At 41.8% G+C, this 22,735-nt stretch carries 16 protein-coding genes; 9 read left to right on the top strand and 7 right to left on the bottom strand.

The window, feature by feature from the left end:
- Positions 1–28: 28 nt before the first annotated feature.
- Positions 29–3,187, bottom strand: a complete 3,159-nt coding sequence (locus OQX61_RS04755; RefSeq protein ID WP_265840531.1) for a glycoside hydrolase family 2 TIM barrel-domain containing protein — start codon at positions 3,185–3,187, stop codon at positions 29–31.
- Positions 3,188–3,354: 167 nt separating this feature from the next.
- Here OQX61_RS04755 and OQX61_RS04750 point away from each other — a divergent pair, with 167 nt between their 5' ends.
- A complete protein-coding gene (locus tag OQX61_RS04750) occupies positions 3,355–4,665 on the top strand; it encodes a DUF3472 domain-containing protein (RefSeq protein ID WP_265840530.1) in 1,311 nt (436 codons plus the stop codon).
- A 35-nt stretch (positions 4,666–4,700) separates the two neighbouring features.
- Here the strand turns inward: OQX61_RS04750 and OQX61_RS04745 are convergent, their stop codons facing one another.
- From OQX61_RS04745 to OQX61_RS04735, 3 genes are all read right to left on the bottom strand, one after another.
- Entirely contained in the window at positions 4,701–5,876 is a 1,176-nt protein-coding gene (locus OQX61_RS04745) for a formylglycine-generating enzyme family protein (protein ID WP_265840529.1), read from the bottom strand.
- 80 nt (positions 5,877–5,956) lie between these two features.
- Positions 5,957–7,222, bottom strand: a complete 1,266-nt coding sequence (locus tag OQX61_RS04740) for a DUF1501 domain-containing protein (RefSeq protein WP_265840528.1) — start codon at positions 7,220–7,222, stop codon at positions 5,957–5,959.
- 12 nt (positions 7,223–7,234) lie between these two features.
- Complete coding sequence (locus OQX61_RS04735) at positions 7,235–9,172, bottom strand: DUF1800 domain-containing protein (protein ID WP_265840527.1); 1,938 nt, start codon at positions 9,170–9,172, stop codon at positions 7,235–7,237.
- Positions 9,173–9,299: 127 nt separating this feature from the next.
- Here OQX61_RS04735 and OQX61_RS04730 point away from each other — a divergent pair, with 127 nt between their 5' ends.
- The 6 genes from OQX61_RS04730 (at position 9,300) to OQX61_RS04705 (ending at position 16,109) form a co-directional block, all read left to right on the top strand.
- Positions 9,300–9,845, top strand: a complete 546-nt coding sequence (locus tag OQX61_RS04730; protein WP_265840526.1) for a fasciclin domain-containing protein — start codon at positions 9,300–9,302, stop codon at positions 9,843–9,845.
- Between the two features lie 317 nt (positions 9,846–10,162).
- Positions 10,163–11,044: a cupin-like domain-containing protein gene (locus tag OQX61_RS04725; protein WP_265840525.1), complete on the top strand. Its 882-nt coding sequence runs from the start codon at positions 10,163–10,165 to the stop codon at positions 11,042–11,044.
- A gap of 227 nt (positions 11,045–11,271) precedes the next feature.
- Complete coding sequence (locus OQX61_RS04720) at positions 11,272–12,369, top strand: VWA domain-containing protein (RefSeq protein ID WP_265840524.1); 1,098 nt, start codon at positions 11,272–11,274, stop codon at positions 12,367–12,369.
- Between the two features lie 25 nt (positions 12,370–12,394).
- Entirely contained in the window at positions 12,395–13,894 is a 1,500-nt protein-coding gene (locus OQX61_RS04715; protein WP_265840523.1) for a sigma 54-interacting transcriptional regulator, read from the top strand.
- Positions 13,895–13,935: 41 nt separating this feature from the next.
- Positions 13,936–15,213, top strand: coding sequence for a metallophosphoesterase (locus OQX61_RS04710; RefSeq protein ID WP_265840522.1), 1,278 nt, complete (start codon positions 13,936–13,938; stop codon positions 15,211–15,213).
- Between the two features lie 17 nt (positions 15,214–15,230).
- Positions 15,231–16,109, top strand: a complete 879-nt coding sequence (locus tag OQX61_RS04705; protein WP_265840521.1) for a hypothetical protein — start codon at positions 15,231–15,233, stop codon at positions 16,107–16,109.
- Here OQX61_RS04705 and OQX61_RS04700 read toward each other — a convergent pair.
- The 3 genes from OQX61_RS04700 to OQX61_RS04690 are packed head-to-tail and all read right to left on the bottom strand — an operon-like array spanning position 16,106 to position 20,374.
- Positions 16,106–16,795, bottom strand: a complete 690-nt coding sequence (locus tag OQX61_RS04700; RefSeq protein WP_265840520.1) for a response regulator transcription factor — start codon at positions 16,793–16,795, stop codon at positions 16,106–16,108. The two genes, OQX61_RS04705 and OQX61_RS04700, sit on opposite strands and share 4 nt — an antisense overlap.
- Positions 16,796–16,800: 5 nt before the next feature.
- Positions 16,801–18,468, bottom strand: coding sequence for a HAMP domain-containing sensor histidine kinase (locus tag OQX61_RS04695; protein ID WP_265840519.1), 1,668 nt, complete (start codon positions 18,466–18,468; stop codon positions 16,801–16,803).
- Positions 18,469–18,478: 10 nt separating this feature from the next.
- Positions 18,479–20,374, bottom strand: a complete 1,896-nt coding sequence (locus OQX61_RS04690) for a prolyl oligopeptidase family serine peptidase (protein ID WP_265840518.1) — start codon at positions 20,372–20,374, stop codon at positions 18,479–18,481.
- A gap of 228 nt (positions 20,375–20,602) precedes the next feature.
- On the opposite strand from OQX61_RS04690, the gene OQX61_RS04685 reads away from it, so the two are divergent.
- The gene (locus OQX61_RS04685; RefSeq protein WP_265840517.1) at positions 20,603–22,411 is read left to right on the top strand and encodes a tetratricopeptide repeat protein; all 1,809 of its coding nucleotides are present in this window, start codon (positions 20,603–20,605) and stop codon (positions 22,409–22,411) included.
- A 16-nt stretch (positions 22,412–22,427) separates the two neighbouring features.
- Positions 22,428–22,730, top strand: coding sequence for a DUF4286 family protein (locus tag OQX61_RS04680; protein WP_265840516.1), 303 nt, complete (start codon positions 22,428–22,430; stop codon positions 22,728–22,730).
- The last annotated feature ends 5 nt before the right edge of the window (positions 22,731–22,735 follow it).

The following is a 22,735-nucleotide window of genomic DNA, read 5'->3' as shown; positions in this document are numbered from 1 at the left end:
GAAAGGCCGCTTTTGCTTTTACAGCTTACTATTTAATTGGTTTAATCCAATAAGAGTATTCATGTGCAGCAAAAGGAACTCTATATTCTTTTAATGGCATAGAACCCCAGCTGTCAATTCCCTGTAAACCACTCTGAATCAAGTCGAGGTGCATATAAATGCGGTCTCTCTTCACCAATTCACCTGAATGGTATTGTTTTTTATTCACTTCCGGATCAAGGTCATCTACGCTATAAGGTAGTGCAGAGAAGCTCAACAGGCTATCCGCCATACCGAAACTTAACCCTTTTCCTTTTTTATCTGTGAAATTAACCCAACGTACTTCCGTTTTATTTCCGCTTTCCTGAGGACGTGCGTAAGGGAAGTATTGCTCGTCTAAAGTCTGGCTGTATACGCCAACAAAAGAAGCAGTTTTACGATCTGAATAGTTTTCACCTGGTCCACGACCATAGTAATTGATTTTATTCAATCCTGCGTTTAACTGTAAATCATTACCCATACGTAGCATTAAAGGGTATTTACCTTTATTTGCCGTAAAACGGTTGTTCACTTTTAATACGCCGTCAGGTCTGATCGTAATGGTTTGTGCTACCGTAGCATCACCATTCACCACATCCTTCTTAAACACAACGGTCACTTCTCCTGAAGGAGCAGTAGTCACTTCCGCAGCGCTTACTTTAGCATCTGCATACGCAGTTCTCCATTTTCTAAGGCTGCTGTTGAAACCAGCACCGATGTCATTGTCTGTTGGTGCGCGCCAGAAACCTGGCTGAGGGCCTTCAGTTAACAGTTCTCTACCTTTTACTGCATAACCAGTCATCATTCCTTTTTCAAGATCCAACGTTACTACGAAGTCTTTTCCTTTAACAAGGGTTTTTCCAACTGATCTTTCTACCGTTAAATTACCTGTTGCTGCAGTTTGATTTACCGCTTGTGGCGTACCATTCCAGGCAAATTGTTCTGTTGCAATCGTGTATCCTAAAGGAAGGAAAGGTTCTGCAGTTTTTAAGTCGTAATATACATTCAGGAAGTATTCTGATCCTGCTTTAGCTTTCGTTTTGATTGGCAAGCTCAGCTCTTTTTCAGTCCTTGACGCGATACTAAGTACGTTCTGAGTACCTTTTTCAACGATTTTACCATTCTCTAACAACTCCCAGTTTAACTTCACATTGTCCAGTCCTTTGAAGAAGTATGAGTTGTTTACACTGATGGTGTTGCTGCCATTGTATTTGGTTTTGATGTATTGGTACACCTTTTTCACCTCTACTGCCATTGGAGTCATGCCACGGTGATTGGTAACCACACCTTTAACACTGAAGTTGTTGTCGCTAAAGTTTTCATTTACCGGACCACTTAAAGGGAAATCACCCCCATAAGCATCAATACGTTTTCCGTTTTTCACCGTATCAATTGCCTGATCGATCCATTCCCAGATGTATCCACCTTGTAAGTTCGGCTGGCTCTCGATCACATCCCAGTACTCTTTAAAGTTACCAAGGCTGTTTCCCATAATGTGTGCAAATTCGCTCATGATCAAAGCACGGTCAGGCTTGCTGTTCGCATAGCTCTTCAGCCAGTTCGGATCAGGATATTGAGGCACAATCATGTCTGTATTGAAATCTTCTTCTGCACGTTCGTATTGAACCGGGCGACCATCATTAGCTTTCAACCAATCGTAACCTTCATAGAAGTTTCTACCGTTACCAGCTTCGTTTCCTAATGACCAGGTAATTACTGAAGAGTGGTTTTTATCGCGTTCATACATTCTTTTGATACGCTCCAAATGTGGCATTCTCCATTCTTTATCATTTCCAAGCGTATAAGCAAGGTCATAATAACGACCATGAGATTCGATATTTGCTTCATCAATTACGTATAATCCGTATTCATCGCAAAGTTCCATCCAATAAGGGTCTGGTGGATAATGAGAGTGTCTTACTGAATTCACGTTCAGTTTCTTCATCATTTCCATATCCTTCAGCATGTCTGCTTTAGTTAAAGTATGCCCTTGCGTAGCATTGTGCTCATGACGGTTTACCCCTTTAAAGAACACTCTTTTACCATTCACAAGGAAGTTATTATTCACCAGTTCCACAGTACGGAAACCGATTCTTTGTGGAATCACTTCCAGAACATCTCCTTTTTTGTTTTTCAATGTGATGAATAAGGTGTAAAGGTTTGGCGTTTCAGCTGTCCATGCCGCAACATTCGGAATCTCCGTTTGCAACTTTACATTGGCTTTATAGTTTCCAATTACCTTGTTTACTCCTTTTGTTTCTTCTGTATAAACCGTTTTCCCTTTCGGATCTACCAGTTCTAAAGCTACAGAAAAAGTGTCTGGTGTGCTGTGAAGCGTTCCTCTTTCAATTTTGTAGTTGTTGATCTCTGCATCAAAAGATAGTAACCCGTTTTTGAAGGTTTTATCTAAAGTAGCGATGGTTTTGAAATCTCTCACATCTACTTTTGGAGTAGAATAAAGGTAAACATCACGTTCTATACCAGAGATTCTCCACATATCCTGACATTCCAGGTAGCTACCATCACTCCAGCGGTAAACTTGTAATGCGACAAGATTTTCTCCTTTTTTCAGGTATTTGGTGATGTCGAATTCCGCAGCAAGCTTACTGTCTTCGCTATAACCAACTTTCTTACCATTCACCCAGATGTAAAAAGCAGATTTTACGGCTCCAAGGTGGATGAAAGTCTGACGGCCATCCCAGTTTTCCGGAAGTGTAAACTTCTTTCTGTAAGATCCTACCGGATTGTTATCCTCAGGAATATCAAAAGGAGGGTTCATTTTCTCTCCCATCAATTTGCGACCTGCAAATTCATAAGGGTGATTGACATAGATCGGCAAGCCATAACCATTGGTTTCCCAATTGGCAGGGACTTTAAAATTATCCCATTTGGTATCGTCGAAAGTGGTCTTAAAGAATTCCTGCGGGCGTTGACGAGGGTCTTGTACCCAGTTGAATTTCCATTGTCCGTTTAAGGTTAAGAAATAGTTCGATTTCTCCTTTTCACGCTTTGCAGCCAATGCCTTGCTTTCATAAGCAAATGCCGAAGCACGCATGGGCATCCTGTTTACAGAAACCACCTCTGGAGTTTGCAACTCCGTAGGTAATTGCTGGCTCATTACTGCCGAAGAGGCCAATAATAAGGATAGTGTGGTAAAAATTGTTCTCATTTATGTGTTTAGATTGTATTGCTAAATCTAACGTAACTATATTTTAGCTAATAATGCCTTAAATGGGCAGCGCAAACGTTTGACTGGTTTTAGATACTTCTTTTACTTTCTCTTTTCCTAATTTCATCTTACAAACCACACAGAAACCAATAAACACACAAATGAACATGAAGAAATTAAGCTTTTTCCTTCTTGCTTTTCAGCTGCTGATCCTTCCGGCGTCCTTTGCCGGAAGCAGGGCTGAAATCGAGCCTGAAAGTATTACCATTCCTCTTGGAGGCAATGCTTATGTAGAGAAAGGCGGGACTGCAAAGATAAAAGATCAGGGCTTAACCAATTGGAATAAAGCCTCAGATGTAATTGCCATTTATTTTAGAACAGAAACTTCCGGAAGCGCAAATTTGTCGCTTAAACTGCGTGTTCCAGAAGGAAACAGCAAAATCAGCGTTACCGTAGCCGGAAAAACGTTTACTAAAGAACTAAACAATGCAGCAACTGAAATTATACCCTTAGGTAAGGTAGAAATTAAAGCGCCTGGCTATGTTAAAGTAGAGTTGAAAGGCATCAGTAAAACCGGACAGGTGTTTGCCGAAGCCTCGGACTTATTAGTAAGCGGTTCAGCACTTTCCAAAGGTGCTGTTTACGTGAAAAACAGCGATGGTGGCTATTTCCACTGGGGCAGAAGAGGCCCATCCGTACATTTAAACTATGTGATTCCTGCGGAAGCAGCGCAAAAAGTAGAATGGTTCTATAATGAAATTATGGTTCCTGCCGGCGAAGATAAAGTAGGTACTTATTATATGGCCAACGGGTTTAGCGGTGGTTATTTTGGAATGCAGGTGAATTCTCCTACGGAACGTCGGGTGCTTTTCTCTGTATGGAGCCCATTTACTACGGATGACCCGAAATCTATCCCTGATAGTATGAAGATTGTGCTGTTGAAAAAAGGGAATACCACTAAAACCGGTGAGTTCGGTAATGAAGGTTCCGGCGGACAAAGCTATATGCTTTACCCATGGAAAGCTGGTAAGAGTTATGCATTCTTAACACATGCAAAGCCTAATCCTGAAAAGAACACGACTACTTATACGGCTTACTTCAAGGATCTTGAAAAAGGCGACTGGCAATTGGTGGCTAGTTTTGACCGTCCACAATCGGCAGTATACTTAAACGGCATCTATTCTTTCCTGGAAAACTTCTCTCCACCAACTGGTGATCAGTCGCGCAGAGGCGATTATAAAAACCAATGGGCGGTTGATGCTTCCGGAAAATGGCATGAGGTGACTGATGTGGTATTCACTGCAGATGCAACAGCCAGAATCAATTACAGAAAAGACTATACCGGTGGTACAGACGGGACTTCTTTCTACTTAAAAAATTGCGGTTTCTTTAATGATTTCACACCCATTAAGACTCCATTTCATAGGAAATCTACAGGAAAAACACATCCTGAAATAGATTTCAATAAGCTGCCATAGGTAGGTAGCCCGAGATCAGGACTGGTTCAAGAATATCACATGGACACACACCGGAAGCCGGTATTCTCCAGTCCTGTATCCATCGAAGACTTCATTTTGGAAGTCACGCGATACCCCTTACAATACGAAGAGTGACACATAAATGAACCTCCCCTGATCACTTTCTTAGGGATTTCTGGTTCTGCCGGATCATAACTGTCTTTTGGCCCCTTTGGATTTGTTAACTGCCCTTTCTGCGATTTCTGTTGCTGATAGTAATCTTCACGGTACCAATCCGCCGTCCATTCCCATACATTTCCCGCCATATCATACAAGCCATAGCCATTTGCCGCAAATGATTTTACGGGTGCAACACTACCATAACCGTCTGTTTTTTTATCTGAATACGGAAATTCTCCCTGCCAGGTATTTGCTTTCAGCTTTCCTGTAGCCAGGTCTTCATCTCCCCATGGGTATTTCTTATCTCTCAAACCACCTCTTGCAGCATATTCCCATTCCGCTTCTGTAGGTAATCGTTTCCCTGCCCATTTCGCATAAGCATTGGCATCAAACCATGAGATCTGGGTAACAGGATGATTCTCTTTTCCTTTTATACTGCTCTTTGGTCCTTGTGGATGTTTCCAGCTGGCACCGGGAGTCCAGCTCCACCATTGTGAAACATCGTTGATGTCTACACGTCCTTTTGGTGGAGAAAAAGTTAAAGATGCTGGTTGTAACTGGTCTTCTGAAGGTTTTGGAGTACCAGGAGGCAGTTGTTTTTTGATTTCTTCCCAATCAGGTTTCTGCTCTGCCTGGGTCAGGTATCCTGTAGCCTTTACGAAGGCGGCAAACTGTGCATTGGTAACTTCGGTTTCATCGATCCAGAAGCCATCCATTTTCACTTCATGCGCAGGGTATTCGTCTCTGCGTCCTTCTTTATCCGAAGCACCCATTTTGAAAGAACCCGCAGGAATAAATTTCATGCCGGCATGGGAATGTAAATCGTTCTTTTTATCAGCGGAAAGTGTTTCGATTTTATTAACCGCACCATATCGTTTAGGCAGATTTGAACTGCAACTTGCAGCATCTGTTGGCTTTGAACCGGACATCCCAGCAGTGGCAGTAGGACCTGCAGTGGTTTCGGAAGCAGAAGCTCCCCCTTTATTATCACCTTTTGGATTGCAGGCCAGCACGGCCGATGCTAAAAACAAATACAAAAATTCTTTCTTCATAAAAAAATACGGGGGAACGATCCTGAACTCAGCTTAATCAAGGCCAAATTAATGATAAAATATTAAAAACGAGCTGATTCTTACTTCATCACACCAATTTTAGCACCATCCCATTCGGGGAAAAGTACTTTATCGTTATGAAGGTTCAAATGTCGGTCTGCCACCTCAGAAAATACGCTTCTGAAATCAGTGGTTACGGCCAGGTCCCTGCCATCTTCGAGGTTTTCTATGGCCATAGGCTGAACATTCCCATGTACCAATCCTCCATTTACCCCATTTCCAAGAATGAAATTGCAGGACGCACGTCCATGGTCTGTTCCACCGGTTCCATTTTGCTTAACCGTACGACCAAATTCTGTCATAGTCATCACCGTCACATCATCTTGTAAGGTCCCCATATCTGTCCAGAAGGCCATGATACTATTACTGAGGTCGTTCACATTTCTCGCGAAAATTCCGGTATCTGTACCCTGGTTAAAATGGGTATCCCAACCGCCGGACTCTGCAAAGGCCACTTCCATCCCTACATTCATCTTGATCAGCTGCGCGATTTGTTTCAGGGAATTGCCCAGTGCAGTGTTCGGATAAACGGCATTATTGGCAGGTTTATAATTCTTTGTATCGGTTTTCTGCAACATCTTTATCGCTTCAAAGCTTTCCTTTCCGGTATCCTTGAGTAGCGCTGAGGAAGTCTGGTCGTATAAATCTTCAAAGCTTTTGGCCGCCAGATTAGCCCCGTTCATATTCCCTCTCATTTGAATATTAAAATCCTGAAGGTTGCTGATAGCCAATGCCGGATTTGCGCCATAAAACGATCTCGGTAAGGAAGAGGTTAAGCTGACCCCCTGAAAAGGCGTTGCCCCATCATGCCCAAGTAAGCCTACGGCCCGGTTTAGCCAGCCACTATCCGTCCCCTTTTTGAAGGGAGTACCTGACTCCATATAATCCTGTGCATCAAAATGTGACCTGGTATTGTTGGGTGATCCAATGCCATGCACGATTCCCATGCGCTTTTCCCGAAATACCGATTCAAAGGCGGCCATGGAAGGATGAAGGCCAAAACGGCCATCCAGATCTATCAGCGGGGTATTTTTCGCTGTTTTAGCAGCACTCATAAATAAATTTGGCCGCGATTGTTGCAGGTATTGATCAGTAAATGGAGTAACGGCCATCAGCCCATCCATCGCCCCACGCTGAAAGATACAAACCATTATTTTCTTCCTGTTGAACAAGCCAGGAGCTTTGGTACTGGCCACTGCTTCTGCCAGAAAACCTGGAATTCCGCCAAGACCGATACCGAATAATGCCAGTCCGCCGCCTTTTATAAATCCTCTTCTTGAAGTCATGATTTTCCTAATTTATTTACGCTGAAATTCCGGCGATCCAATGATCACTCCTACAACTTGTGCCAACATGGCGTTGTTATTCTTTTCCTTATTATTTTCTTTGTTATTTTCTTTTGACCCCATTGGAAGGACATCCTCTTGCTCTTTTAGCTGCTGCGCTGCGCTTACTGTTTTATCCGCCGCATTCGCCACTTTCTTCGTTAATGCCGGATCATTTAGCATCGGTTTCAGCCTTTTAAACGTTTCCGTTAAATTGCGTTCTGGCATCATGATTTTTCCATAGGTTAACAATGCAGCCTCGGCACTTTCCGGTTCATGAAAATCGTTCAATGCAGTGAGGTTTATCCTGACACCAGGAATACGCTGAGCAGCAATTGCCAGTCCGAAGTTCATTCTATTGAGCAGCGAACCTGTGTTAATCCAGTACTGTCCCTGGTCCGGAAAACCGGTAGGTGCCTGATAATAATACATTTTTTGTCCCATTTTATTGACCCAGTTGAAGAGCTGATAAGGTTGCGTAATATTAGCATCTAATGCTCTGATGGAACTAATGGTCAATTCAAAAGGAGATTTTGTTTTTTCCCGGAGGGCATTTTTACTCCAGAATTCGGGAGCGGAAACCATCGTGACCATCACTTGCCTGATGTCTCCTTTAGTTTTGGTAAAAGTCTTTGCCATCTTGTCGACCAGGCTTTGTGGCGGATGATCATTTACGAACCTGGTGGCTAATTTTTTACTGATGAATTTAGCCGTTGCGGGATGATTTGATAGTAAATCAAATAAGGCAATGCCCTCTTCATAGCCCCCGCCCTCAGGAAAGTCCTGACCTAATACTGTTTTCTTTTCATTGTCATGTCGGTTTGGAACAAATAAAAAATCGCCATCCCTTACAAAACCGCTCTGTTTTAAGTTTGCTTCTCCCACCTGATCGATGATCTTTTTCATCCCCGCACCATATCCTTCCTCACCCATTGGTGCCATTGTCCATCCGGTTAATATCCTTGCCGCCTGGGTTACATCCGACTGAGTATATCCGCCATCCACCCCCATGGTATGGAGTTCCATCACTTCTCTTGCATAATTTTCATTCAGCCCTCCCGATTTTCTTTTTGGCGGGATCGGCTTGCCTTTATTATTCATTAAAGGTCGCCCTTTGTTCATGCGCTCCATTTGGATCTTACGCTTTCCCCCTTGTTGCCCCTGGTTGTTTTTCAGCGGAGTTCCGGTACTGCTAAAATTATCCAGATAGATGAGCATGGCCGGAGATTTCGCCGTAGCGAGGAGTAAATTTTCAAATTTTCCGGTTACATTAGGACGGATCACATCGCGTTCATAAGCAGGAACAAAGGCTGCACATTGATTTTTTGTCAGCGATACATTGAAATGATTGAACCAGAAATCGGTCAGTAATTCCTTTAACTGATTATTGGTATAGGCAGCCCTTAATATCTTTTGATTTATAAATTGTCGTAATAATTCCTGTTCGGGCTTTAGTCCCTTTTGCTCCATATAAGCACGGATTTGTGCCCGATACGCAGCCCGATCCCCTTTATTAACGGAATCTTTATTTATAAATCCATCCTGTATGGCCAACTTCAGAACTCTGTTTGCTCTGGGATATTTATTCTCAACTTCGGTATTACTCAAGTTTATATCTTCATACTTACTCAATAACAAATTCAGGCTGTCATCGGGAAGTGTTCCATCCAGCTGTTGTTGAAACCATTTTTCCAGGCCGATTTTTAATACCGCATCCACCTCGCCTTTCTTCGCTCCATAGCTAAACCTGCTCAGTAAATGTGCCGCTGCCTGACGCTCCGTTAATCCAGCCTGACGGTAAGGAAAAGCCGGTTTCAGCGTTCCTGACATCCCATCTTTAAAAGAACAGAAAAATATCGTGAAGAGGAGTACAGCTATAAATGAATAAATAACCTTTACCGGTGTTTTCATATAGGTGATTGTTTAAGGCATGGTACTTATGACCAGCAGAATAGAAAAAAGATTAATCGTTTTTTTTAAATATAACAAAAACCGACCCGAACATTTCCTCGTATCTGCCCATACAAAAACTACTATCATGAAAAGAACATTCTTTACCGTAATTGCCCTGGTAGCCATGGCATTCACAACACAGGCACAGAAGAATCCAATGGTTGGCGGCGCAGCGATGTATGCCAATAAAGACATTGTTGATAATGCCGTAAACTCCAAAGACCATACCACCCTTGTTGCAGCGGTAAAAGCTGCCGGTCTGGTAGAAACTTTAAAATCAGCAGGACCATTCACTGTTTTCGCGCCTACCAATGAAGCATTCGCAAAACTTCCGGCAGGAACCGTAGAAATGCTGGTAAAACCAGAAAATAAAGCATTGTTAACCAAAATCCTTACTTACCATGTAGTTCCCGGAAAAATGACCGCTGCTGATATTGCAAAAGCCATCAAAGCCGGAAAGGGCAAAGCAGAATTCAGTACTGCAAGCGGCGGAAAATTATGGGCCTGGATGGAAGGAAAAAAATTAGTCCTGAAAGATGAAAAAGGTGGCATGTCTACCGTTACCATCGCTAATGTGATGCAAAAAAATGGTGTGATCCACGTTGTTGACACCGTTTTGATGCCTAACTAAATTTAATCCCTTCCGTAGCATCAAACCCCTGCTGAAAATGTAAAATTCGGAACCTTCATTATTCAACAGAAAAATTGATCCTGTTTGAAGACCTGCAAATGTTTTCCCCTTCGGAAAAGATTTGAGTCAGAGGACAGGATTAATTTTTCAATGAGATGGAAGGAAAAACCCGTGATTAGAAGAGCCAATAAGGCCCTTGCGAATCAGAAACCCAGATAAATTAACTGCAGAAACCTCCCTGGCAGGCAAAAATAATTATTCCCGGATGGATAAGTTTAAATTTTAATTTACACTTTTGTCCTTTAACCTTGATAATTATGAGCTTTATATTGAAGCCGGTAGATACCGTTGAAAACATTAGTCCTGAGGATTTCAAAAAGAATTATTTAGATCCGAGACGTCCTTTAATTATAAAAGGTCTAACCAAATCATGGCCAGCCAGAGAGAAATGGACGACTGAATATTTAAAAGAAATTGCCGGCGACATCAATGTCAGCCTGATGGACAACTCTAAAGCGGACCCCTCAAAGCCTATCAATGCCTCTGTAGCAGAAATGCGTTTTGGCGATTATCTTGATCTGATCAAAAGAGAACCTACTGAACTTCGTATCTTCTTCTTTAACTTGTTTAAGCATGTGCCCAGCCTGGTTAAAGACATCGTATTGCCAAAAGATCTGATGGGCGGCTTCATTGAAAGTATGCCTGCCATGTTCTTTGGTGGCTCTAACTCGGTTACTTTTTTACATTATGATATTGATTTACCACACCTTTTCCATACCCATTTTGGTGGAAGAAAACACATCATTTTGTTCGATAACAAATGGAAGAAAAGGTTATACTGTATCCCTAATGCAACTTATGCTTTAGAGGATTATGATGTTGCAAACCCGGATTTCGAGAAATTCCCGGCTTTAAAAGGCGTGGAAGGCTATGAAGTATTCCTGGAACATGGTGATACCTTATTTATGCCTACAGGAATGTGGCATTGGATGAAATATCTGGACGGTTCTTTCTCCCTAAGCCTGAGAGCATGGGATGCTTCTATCGTCAGAAAAGCACAAAGTGTATTCAATCTGGCCATAAAGGGCGGACTGGATAGCGTGTTGAAGATGGCTTTTAAAGCCCCTTACGCGAAATACAGAGAAAAACTAGCGGTGAAAAGAGCAGAACGTGCACTTGCAAACGGCTCTCCGAAATAGCTGATAAATTTTAATTTCAGGGTATCATCTATTCTATATGGTACCCTGAAATTAAATATAATCCGATGCTCAGGCAGCAAAAACCTGATTCTGCCCCTACTTTCAAAACACAGCTCATCCCTCAAAAGGCCCTTTAGGCCATTCCTCCTGCCAGGGTATTTTTACAACTGGATAACATTACTCCCTTTTCAAACTTTTACCTTCGATATTCCGTTTATAACGAATATATGAGAGGTTTCCATTTTTCTAATTTTCAGCCAGATGACTTACCGAAAGGTGGTTTCGATGAATTGCTAAAGCTCTTCACTCAGCTGCTCAATTATACTGCCGGCGATGCGGGAGAAACTTTGGCATGGATGAATGAACTGGATAAGAAATACAAGTTCACCAACAACGATTATGGGATGGGTAACTTTATTGATGACCTGAAGGATAAAGGTTATCTAAAGGAGAACCCGGTCAATGGCGATATGAGTATTACTGCTAAAACAGAGCAAACCATTCGGAAGTCGGCCCTGGAAGAGATCTTTGGTAAGCTCAAAAAAGCAGGCCGGGGAAATCATAACACCAATATTTCTGGTATTGGCGAAGAGAAAAATGCCGACAGAAGGGAATATTCTTTTGGTGATCCACTGGATCAGATCGACATGACCGCCTCTATTCATAATGCCCAGATCAACCATGGCATCGGTAATTTCACCCTAACCGAGCGCGATCTGGAAGTAGAAGAAAAGGATTATAAAACCCTGACTTCCACAGTGCTCATGATCGATATTTCTCATTCCATGATCCTTTATGGCGAAGACCGGATCACACCCGCAAAAAAGGTGGCCATGGCACTCGCAGAACTCATCAGAACCCGATATCCTAAGGATACCCTGGACATTGTGGTTTTTGGTAATGATGCCTGGCCGATCACCGTCAAGGACCTGCCCTATTTACAGGTAGGCCCGTACCATACTAATACTTATGCCGGACTGGAGCTCGCCGCAGATCTTTTAAGACGCCGCAAAACACATAACAAACAGATTTTTATGATCACCGATGGGAAACCTACCTGTCTGAAAGAAAATGGCGGCTATTATAAAAACAGCATGGGTCTCGACAGAAAAGTGGTCAATAAAACGTTAAATATGGCCGCCCAATGTAAACGCCTGAATATTCCAATTACCACCTTCATGATCGCACAAGACCCCTACTTACAACAGTTTGTCAGGGAATTTACCCAAATTAACGGAGGAAGGGCATTCTATAGCTCCCTGAACGGATTAGGGGAATACATCTTTGAAGATTACATAAAAAACCGAAGAAAAACAGTTCGATAGCAACTCCACAATATCAAGACATCACATGGATCACATCACTATAAAAACCCTTGGCCAGTTAAAGGCTTCCAATTATAAGTCGCTTGCCGTAAAAGACGAACTTCGTAAAAACCTGATCACCCAGCTTCAAAGTAATGAGGCCGGTTTTGAAGGGATTTTAGGCTATGACGAAACCGTTATGCCAGAACTTCAAACTGCCATCTTATCCAGACATAACATTCTGTTACTGGGCTTAAGAGGTCAGGCAAAAACAAGAATTGCGCGCCTGATGGTCAACTTACTGGACGAATATATTCCTTATGTTTCCGGAAGTGAGATTTTTGATGACCCATTGAATCCAATTTCATGGTATGCAAAACATGAGATTAACATTCATGGAGACAATACCCCGATCAGCTGGCAACACCGTAGCGAGCGCTACACGGAAAAACTGGCCACTCCAGATGTTACCGTTGCCGATTTAATCGGAGACGTAGATCCCATCAAAGCTGCTACGCTTAAACTAACGTACAACGATGAAAGAGTGATTCACTTCGGATTGATTCCGAGGGCTCACCGTAGTATTTTTGTAATCAATGAGCTACCCGATCTGCAAGCCAGAATTCAGGTGGCCTTGTTCAATATGCTACAGGAAAAGGACATCCAGATCAGGGGCTTTAAATTGAGATTGCCACTGGATGTACAGTTTGTATTTACCGCTAATCCGGAAGATTACACCAATAGAGGCTCTATTGTGACGCCTTTAAAAGACCGTATTGAAAGTCAGATTCTGACACACTACCCGAAAACAATTGCCATCTCCAGAGAGATTACTGCGCAGGAAGCGAAAATAACTGCCGGACAGAAAGAAACTATTGAAGCAGACGGACTGGTCAAAGACCTGGTAGAACAAGTCGCTTTTGAAGCCAGACAGAGCGAATTTATTGATCAAAAATCTGGTGTTTCCGCAAGGTTAACCATCTCGGCTTATGAAAATCTGATCAGCACCGCCGAACGAAGAATGCTCATCAATAAGGAGAAAAACACTTTTGTAAGACTCTCGGATTTAACAGGAATTACTCCTGCAATTACCGGAAAAATCGAACTGGTTTATGAGGGCGAATTGGAAGGCCCGGCAAAAGTAGCCCATACCCTAATCGGAAAGGCTATTAAATCTTTATTCAACCGCTATTTCCCGGATCCCGGGAAAGCGAAAAAGAGCAAAGTTGCTAACCCATACTTCCGTATTACTGAGTGGTTTACTGAGGGGAATACCCTGGATATTTCCGACCAGCTTACCCTGGCCAAATACAAAAAAGAATTGATGCAAGTAGACGGATTAAGCGAATTGGTGAAACAGTTTCATCCAAAATTGAGCGCAAATCAAAGCTTACTGATGATGGAATTTGTATTACATGGCCTCGCAGAATATTCACAGTTGAATAAGAAATACCTGCAGAGTGGATTTGGATTTTCCGATATGTTCGACAGCCTGTTTAATACCAGTCCCGGAGATGAGGATGAAGATGATATGGATTTCAGATAAGCAATTTTAAATTACACTATAAACATTTATAACTACACTAAATGGGCCGATTACCCGTCTTTATATTTTTATCAGTCTTACTATTAGCATTCGACTATTACTGCTACCGCGCCATTCTTAGTGTTTTCAAAAAATGGAAACCCGGCACGCGGAAGTTCTTTACCATCCTATGGTGGGGATATACCTTTGTATTGCTGGCTGGGGTTTTCAGCACCTTCTATGCAAACCTGTTTCTTAGCCTTAAATCGGTGATCCTGGTCGCCTATTTCCTGACAGTTGCCTGTAAAATGGTGCTGCTTCCTTTTTTGATTGTAGACGACCTCAGAAGGTTTATCATCAGGCTTTCCAGATCTACAAAACCAAAAACAAGGCTGGTCGTAGATCCGGTACTCCCGGAAACGATTACCCAGCCAGCACCGGGAGAGCCCATCAGTCGTTCCTCTTTTCTGGTAAAAGCCGGACTAATTACAGCAGCGATTCCTCTGACGTCCTTAAGCTGGGGCATTGTTAAAGGTGCTTATGATTATAAAATCATCCGCCGGACTTTGATCCTTCCAAACCTTCCAGCCTCCTTTGAGGGCATGAAATTAGGTCAGATCTCTGATATTCACTCCGGAAGTTTCTACAACCCCAGAGCAGTTTTAGGTGGTGTGGAAATGCTGATGGCAGAAAAACCAGATGTAGTGTTCTTTACCGGAGACCTGGTAAATGACCTGGCGACAGAGATGAGAAATTACCAGGATATCTTTAAAAAGGTTAAAGCTCCTTTAGGGGTATATTCCGTTTTAGGTAACCATGATTATGGAGAATATCGCCTTGGAAAAGGTCCTTCTGTTGCCAAAACTAAAAACCTTCAGGAGGTGATCAAAACCCATGAAAGAATGGGTTGGGATTTATTAATGAATGAACACCGACGCCTGAAAGTAAACGGTGAAGAGATCGGAATTCTGGGTATCGAAAACTGGGGTACCGGAAGATTTCCGAAATTCGGAAGAATGGACCTGGCCACAAAAGACACGGATGATCTACCTGTTAAATTACTGTTATCGCATGACCCTTCACATTGGAGAGCACAGGTATTACCTGAATACCCACAGATTGACGCCATGTTTAGCGGCCATACCCATGGGATGCAATTCGGTGTAAGAACGGAAGATTTTCAATGGAGCCCGGTGCAATATATCTATAACGAATGGGCCGGCCTGTACCAGGCACAACAACAGCAACTCTATGTAAATGTGGGATATGGCTTCCTTGGCTATCCTGGAAGGGTTGGAATTTTACCGGAAATCACGATATTTGAGTTGAAGCGCGCCTAAATAAATCCCCAACGGATATGGTAAAAAAAATACTATTTTCCAGCCTTGATTTTTTGCTGTTCAGCAATCTGTTTATTGCCATTTGTGCAGTTGCTCAAGGTCTGGTTACTTATTATTTACTCCGGATTTCTCCTGATAAATATATCCTCGCGATTATATTCTTTGGCACATTAGGGCTGTATAATTTCAGCATGCTGCTATCCACACCAAAAGATCCTGCAAATTCTCCATTGATGAGGGTTCGCTGGATCTTTTCACACCACCGCTTAATCATTTCCATCACCTTAATTTCTGCACTTTGCCTCATCCCACTGGGACTGCTTTATTTAAGTATTGAAGGGAAATTATTGATGCTTTTTACCACCGTGCTGGCCATTAGCTACAACATCCCATTTCTAACATTGGGTGGACAAAAGATAGGCCTGAAGAATATCCCTTTGATCAAGCTCTTTCTGGTTGCTTTGATCTGGTCAATCAGTTGTGTGCTGCTGCCGGTTGTGGAGACTGAACATAACCATCCAATTAATATCTCCACCGGGGAAACCTTGTTATTGGTAGCCATGCGCTTTTTATTTATTGCAGCCATCACAATTCCGTTTGATATCAGAGATCTGTTTCAAAATAAGATCATTGCGCTGAAAACCATCCCAGCCTTATCAGGAGATAAAAAGGCGCTTCTATTTTGTCAGTTCCTGCTTGGGGGATTTCTGGTATTATTGATCTTATTGCGGCAAACCGTCAACCTTGAGGTAATTACGCTAGCGCTTACCATCGGGTTAACAGGTTGGCTGATCTATAAATCAAATACAGAAAAAAATGAATACTATTATTTTCTGTATTTGGATGGAATGATGTTATTGCAGTACCTTTTGCTGGCACTATTATGTTTCTTCTAAGCAGGATTAAAACGATATCCCACTCCCCTTACCGTCTGTAACAACTGAGGATTATCAGGATTAAGTTCTATCTTCTTACGCAGACGTACAATGTGCATATCCAGCGTTCGGGTGTTTACATCGGAGTTGTAACCCCAAACCACCAACATCAGCTCATCACGATTGATCACTTTATTCGGGTTTCTTAAGAAATAAAGCAGAATTCTATTCTCTAAAATAGTCAGCTCGATTTTCTTTTCGTTCCTGAATAAGGTATGGATATTTGGATGATGTTCCATATCTCCAAAACGATGGATCTCTGAGCGGTCATTGTTCAATAAGAATTTCACTTTATTGTCCAGCATAGCAACCAGTACGTCCATATTGAAAGGCTTCGTTACGTAGTCGGAAACGCCGAAATTATAAGCATCAATCTTATCTACATCCTGTGCCTTGGCGGTCATCATGATGATCAGGTTTTCGAAGCCCTGCTTACGAACTTCTTCACAAACCTCAGAGCCTTGTTTACCAGGTAACATCCAGTCCAGTAAAACAATGTCCGGTTTTTCTGCCATGATCATTTTTTCTGCAACCTCCCCGTCACCAGCCTCCAGAACATCATATCCTTCTGCTTTTAAACGGTGGACCACTAAAAACCTTAGGTTCTCATCATCTTCAACTATTAATATTTTAATTCCCTTAGACATACTTTCTAATCGTTATATGGTAGTACAATTTTAAATTCTGTTCCTTTGTTCACCCTGCTTTTTACGGTAATCTCGCCCTTCATAAAGTTAACAAGTTCCTTACAGAAAGCCAATCCGAGTCCAACACTTCCATTCTGGTTGTACTGATTTTGAATGCGGAAAAACTTCTTAAAGATATTATTAATATCGGAGGAAGGAATGCCAATCCCATGGTCCGTGAACCTAAACACCACCTTACCTTTAATCAGGCGGGCACTAATGTGCAGCTTTTTCCGCTCTGGCGGTGAGTATTTATAGGCATTCTCTGCAAGGTTATCAAAAAGGCTGCCTAAAAGCACAGGATCAGTCACAAAAGTGGTAAATCCACTCACCTCGTAGGTAAAATCGAAGTCAGGATGTTTCAATTTATGTGACTCTACTGTACTTTCTATAAAATCTTCAATATAAATTTCATCGCGGTTGAGCTGAATTGCCTTGTTTTCAATTTGCGTGAAGGCCAATAATTTATTCATTAAACCATTCAGCTTATCTGCTTCTTCATCCAGTATTTTTCCATAGAGTTTCAGCTCCCTATCGCTGAGTGTTGTCGCACTTTTAATGTTATTCCCCGCTATTTTAATCACACTGACGGGTGTTTTAAACTCATGGGTGAGGTTATTCACAAAATCATATTGCAATTTGAACATGCGCTGATTAATATTCAGATTTCTGTAAATTAAAAATGCAACCAGCACCACAATTCCGTAAAAGACCAGAATCGCGGCAGCAATAGGTAAAAAATAACTGAGGATTTCCCGGTCTACAAATGATTTTGAAGAAAGGAAGTAAAGCTTATAATCCGAAAAAGCACCCGGCAAGGTAATCTCCGTACTTAAGTAAGTTTCGGAGGTGTCTAAAGGATCATACGTTGAGGGCTGGATCTTAATATGCTGGTATAAAAGAGGTCTGGAGTTGATGATTTTAAGCTTATAAGGATCCAGGTGGAAAGACAGCATATCCTGCTGGTAAACGGGTTGCCGATCTAATGTGCTTCTTAACATCCGTTTATACACCTTCAGGTCTTCTATTCTTGGAATATTGAGATACGTAATCTTATTGGAACGGACATTACTGAAGCTACTAAACAACTCATCCTGACTAGGCACTTTATTGGTATCCAGGATTTCAATATAAGAGGCTAACTTCAATGCAAGGGAATTAAAATCATCCCCAACAATAAAGCTACGCGTATTAGACCGCGAAAAAAGGCGCACAGAATCGGAAGGGATTAAACTCCCGAACTGGTAAATGTCCTTAGGGCCGAAAGAAAATTTACCGGTATTTAATCCATCGTTAACAGGTGTATTCCTTACCTCAGAATCATAAAAAACAACCCTCGATACGAAAGGATATTCCAGTAATACGGTGTCTACAAAACTGGCCGCCGTAGCCGAATCCAGGTAGCCATTATAGTAAGAGACTTCCGGTAGTTTCTTCTGAAAGAAATCATTGTATGGCTTAATCGTTTGCTCCAGAACATTGACTTTCTCAGACACAAACTCACTCTCAATATATTTCTTACTAAAATTGTAAGCGAGATACAAGGAAAGGGAAAACAATACAGACATCAGTATGATGAAAGTAAGGATTAAAGAAAAGTTTCTACGATAGCCTGTTTTTTTCTCTGCGATCATTGATCCGAATTTACCTGTTTTTAAGGTTTATTTCTAAAAATTGTTCGAGAGCAGTATAAAACTGATGTCTGCTTTCCAGATTTTTAGTCGGAAATACAATCCCTTCGTTCTCCAGGTAGGTCACATTCACATTTCTCTTTTTGAGGTTTTTCACAAATTGTAAGGTCTCTGCAGCATTGGCATTCGGATCTTTTACGTTCTGAGAGATGAATACAGGAGTATTGATCTTATCGGTCTGAAATAAAGGGGAAGCCTTACGCATCAGATCTGCATCCGTTAATGGATCTCCTACAATCTCATAATACATCTGCAAACTATTCTTTAAGAATGGCGGAATAGATTTTAAATACGTAAACAGGTTAATTACCCCTGAATTAGAGGCCGCACAAGCGTACATTCCAGGATTCTGATAAGCACTGTTCAGCGCAATATTACCACCAAAGCCAGCGCCATAAATGCCAATCCGCTTAGGATCCGCAATTTTTTTATCAATCAGCCACCTTACACCATCATTAATATCATTCTGAATTTTACCACCCCATTGTTTAAATCCGGCGGTCATAAATGCTTTCCCATAACCGGAAGAGCCACGATAATTGATCTGAAACACAGCATAACCCCTATTTACCAAAAACTGTACTTCTGCATTGTATCCCCATAAATTCCGGTCTACAGGACCATCATGAGGAAGAACCACCACTGGCAGATGCTCTGGTTTCAGATGAAGCGGTAAAGTCAGGTAGCCATTAATGGTAAGACTATCCCTCGACTGAAAACTAACCGGTTTCATCTCACTCATCTCCTCCTGTTTAATCGAAGGATTAAAATCACTTAGTTTTTTCAGCTTACGCTTATCAGCGAAATAGAGATAATAAGACCCGGGATTCCTATCGGTAAAGGTGCGCAGTACGAATACATTTTCTGCCTGATCACGGTCTAAAATCCTGGTCTCTGTTTGAGGTAATAACTCATCCAGATCTTTATAAAGTGCTTTGATGGAATCATCCATGTAATGTTTTTCCTTTTTCCAGGTCTCATAAATAACAAAAGACAGTTCCTTTTTTGTTCTGGAATATTGCGCATCCGTGATGTTCAGAGAATCATTTCCGAAGAGAACTTTGAGTTCTTTTCCGGTATTACAATCAACTTCAACCAGGGCACTTTTATCTCTGTTAACACTGGAAATTGCATAGATGATATTCGGCCGGTCGTGTTTAAAAGCAATTGGCCTGAATGTAGTCGTGAAGTTATTGGTCATGATGGGTTTAAACGGCTGACCTTCCTGCGCGCGGTACAGCATTGTTGTATTGGCCCCGTCAGTACTTACGGCAAGTCTTAATTTACCCTCAGAATCTGTACGCCAGTCGGCAATGTTTCCCGGGTTTTTAGCCACCATCTCCATACTCCCGTTCCGCACATTTAACCGGTAAACATCAAAAACGGTAGAATCCCTCTTATTGGAAGAAATCAACAGGTATTTATCATCAATCAGCTGATCTTCGATCACCCGCATCCTACTTTTTTCATTACTACTCAACTGCCGCTCATTTGCCCCTTCTTTATCAATAATAAAGATATCTGAACGCCTTTTCGCAGCATCCACTTCTTTATAATAAATCAGTTCATGGTTACTCAGCCAAAAATAGAAAACAATGTTTTTATCCTCCAGGTGGGTGATTTTTTTAGCCTTCCCCGAAGCAATATCTTCTATATAAAGGTTTAAACTTTGTCCCTCCAGCTTCAAATAAGAAAGCTTTAGTCCATCCGGGGAAACCCGATAAGTCATCCTGTCCTGTGATTTAAAAAAATCATCCAGGGGAATAATGCGCTCCCCTCCCTCCTTTGGCTGACAAGCAAAAGCAAGAGATATTAAAAACAGGAAAAAGTATCTTTTATATCTCATCATATTATTTTATCGCTAACAAAGCTACGGAACCCAACCTGTCTATAGCAGATATACACCAATATTGTTACTATTACATTTCAGCGACTGATGAATATAAATACTTTTTTGGGCTATGAAAATATAAATCCGTAACATTTAAAATACCCCCCGGTATTAATCTTGTCACAAGACATGCTACATTCGTCTTTAAATCGTTATTTTTAGATTCCTGTTTGTTTAAGCCCCTCAATGAAGAAACTCGTTTTAGTCTTTTCCCTTTGCCTGCTCCAGCTCTTTTGCGCTGCACAAGACCATACGGATGATGCCCTCGCTTATCAGTATTACCAGCAAGGGCAATTTCAGGAGGCTTCCGTTCTATTCGAAAAGCTATACAAAAAAAACAATAATGAAACTTATTTTGAACTGTATTTCAGCAGCCTCTTAAAAATCAGGAAATTTGAGGAGGCAGAAAAACTGGTCAGAAAGGCCTTGAAGCAAAATCCCAAAAACCTTAACTATGGTGTTGCACTTGGCCGGTTATTTCAGGAGAAAGGACAAAGCCAGGAAGCCAATAAGCAATATATGGAGGCCCTCAGCAATCTGCCTGCAGATGAATTCAAAATCCGCGAAATTGCCACTCAATTTTACAATTTTCAAGCCTACGACCTTGCCATTACCGCCTTCCTGCAAGGAAGGAAACTATTAAAAAGTAATAAACCTTTCACTTTTGAGCTGCTAAGTATCTATCGCTATAAAAAAGACAAACAAATGCTCATTCAGGAATACCTGGATGCCCTGCCGGAAATGCCACAACTCCTGCCACAAGCAGAAAGCGTTTTTGCTACGGTATTTGAGGAGAATAGTGATTATCAACTCCTGCAAGCAGCGTTATTAAAGAAAATCCAGAAAGAACCACAGACAGAAATTTATACTAAACTATTAATCTGGCAATACCTGCAACAACAGGAGTATGAAATGGCGCTAAGGCAGTTAATTGCCAGAGATAAGCGCATCAAGGATGATGGTGGCATCCTATACCAGGCGGCAAATACCTTTCTCAGTAATCAGGCCTATCCGGTAGCAATTAAAGCTTACGAGTACCTGTTATTAAAAGGAAAAGAAAATGAATATTACCTGCCTGCTAAAGTAGAACTGATTAATACCCGTTATGAGTTATTAATTGCAGGTAAATATGAAAAGAATGCAATCACAGAACTTGTAGCAGCTTATCAGTCCATCCTTGATGAATATGGTAAAACACCACAAACTATTTTCGCCTTAAAAAAGTGGGTAAACCTCCAGGCCTATTACCTGAATAACCTCGATACCGCAGAAAAAGCATTAGAAGAAGCCATTAAAATCCCCGGCCTCTCCTTAACAGACCTTGGACAGCTAAAACTTGACCTCGGAGACCTCTACATCCTGACACAACAACCCTGGGAAGCCATTCTGATCTATGAACAAGTGGCGAAACAATTCGAAAACCTCGCCATAGGCAATGAAGCAAGATACCGCTCGGCCAGATTATCCTACTATCAGGGTAATTTCGCTTATGCAAAATCCCAGGCAGATGTCCTTAAAGCTTCGACCTCCCAGCTGATCGCAAACGATGCGCTCAACCTGAGCCTGCTCATTTCTGATAACCTGCAGTCCCCAACAGACTCCAGTGCCTTAAAAATGTATGCAGACGCAGAAATGCTGGAGTTTAGAAATCTTTCTCCTCAGGCAATGGCCAAATTAGACAGCATCGACATTGCCTTCCCCAACAACAGTTTACAGGACGACATTCTGATGGCCAAATCGAAGATATGGCTTAAAGACAATGACTTCAGTAAGGCAATCAGCATACTAAAGGTCCTGACTGAAAAACATGGTACCAGTATCTGGGCAGATGATGCCTTGTTTATTCTTGGCGGTCTTTATGAAAACAATCTGAAGGATACCGAACAAGCTAAAGCCGTATACCAGAAGCTGATCAACGATTATCCCGGCAGTATGTACAGCACCGAAGCACGCAAACGTTTTAGAAAACTTCGCGGTGATATTATTGGTACATAGTTCCTATCTTTGCAAAATGTTAGTATACAATGTTACCTCAATAATTGAAGATGCAGCAGCGGATCGCTGGCTGCAATGGATGCAGGAATCACATGTTCCAGCTGTAATGGCCACAGGGAAATTTGTTTCCCACCGTTTACTAAAAGTGGTAGACTCCCCAAATGAAGGCGTTACTTATTGCGCACAATATGAAGCACTGGATATGGACGCTTACCAGGATTATCAGGATAACTTCGCGCCGGCCTTACAGGCAGAAGTTACCGCAAAATTCGAAAATCAACTTGTTGCTTTTCGGACATTAATGGAAATCATCGATTAATCATA

The organism is Pedobacter sp. PLR (assembly GCF_026239675.1).
Classification (GTDB): domain Bacteria; phylum Bacteroidota; class Bacteroidia; order Sphingobacteriales; family Sphingobacteriaceae; genus Pedobacter.
This window is presented reverse-complemented; position numbering and strand designations above follow the sequence as displayed.

Coding starts and splice junctions, on each gene's coding strand:
- OQX61_RS04755 (WP_265840531.1), bottom strand. CDS start 3,187: ATGAGAACAATTTTTACCACACTATCCTTATTATTGGCCTCTTCGGCA.
- OQX61_RS04750 (WP_265840530.1), top strand. CDS start 3,355: ATGAAGAAATTAAGCTTTTTCCTTCTTGCTTTTCAGCTGCTGATCCTT.
- OQX61_RS04745 (WP_265840529.1), bottom strand. CDS start 5,876: ATGAAGAAAGAATTTTTGTATTTGTTTTTAGCATCGGCCGTGCTGGCC.
- OQX61_RS04740 (WP_265840528.1), bottom strand. CDS start 7,222: ATGACTTCAAGAAGAGGATTTATAAAAGGCGGCGGACTGGCATTATTC.
- OQX61_RS04735 (WP_265840527.1), bottom strand. CDS start 9,172: ATGAAAACACCGGTAAAGGTTATTTATTCATTTATAGCTGTACTCCTC.
- OQX61_RS04730 (WP_265840526.1), top strand. CDS start 9,300: ATGAAAAGAACATTCTTTACCGTAATTGCCCTGGTAGCCATGGCATTC.
- OQX61_RS04725 (WP_265840525.1), top strand. CDS start 10,163: ATGAGCTTTATATTGAAGCCGGTAGATACCGTTGAAAACATTAGTCCT.
- OQX61_RS04720 (WP_265840524.1), top strand. CDS start 11,272: ATGAGAGGTTTCCATTTTTCTAATTTTCAGCCAGATGACTTACCGAAA.
- OQX61_RS04715 (WP_265840523.1), top strand. CDS start 12,395: ATGGATCACATCACTATAAAAACCCTTGGCCAGTTAAAGGCTTCCAAT.
- OQX61_RS04710 (WP_265840522.1), top strand. CDS start 13,936: ATGGGCCGATTACCCGTCTTTATATTTTTATCAGTCTTACTATTAGCA.
- OQX61_RS04705 (WP_265840521.1), top strand. CDS start 15,231: ATGGTAAAAAAAATACTATTTTCCAGCCTTGATTTTTTGCTGTTCAGC.
- OQX61_RS04700 (WP_265840520.1), bottom strand. CDS start 16,795: ATGTCTAAGGGAATTAAAATATTAATAGTTGAAGATGATGAGAACCTA.
- OQX61_RS04695 (WP_265840519.1), bottom strand. CDS start 18,468: ATGATCGCAGAGAAAAAAACAGGCTATCGTAGAAACTTTTCTTTAATC.
- OQX61_RS04690 (WP_265840518.1), bottom strand. CDS start 20,374: ATGATGAGATATAAAAGATACTTTTTCCTGTTTTTAATATCTCTTGCT.
- OQX61_RS04685 (WP_265840517.1), top strand. CDS start 20,603: ATGAAGAAACTCGTTTTAGTCTTTTCCCTTTGCCTGCTCCAGCTCTTT.
- OQX61_RS04680 (WP_265840516.1), top strand. CDS start 22,428: ATGTTAGTATACAATGTTACCTCAATAATTGAAGATGCAGCAGCGGAT.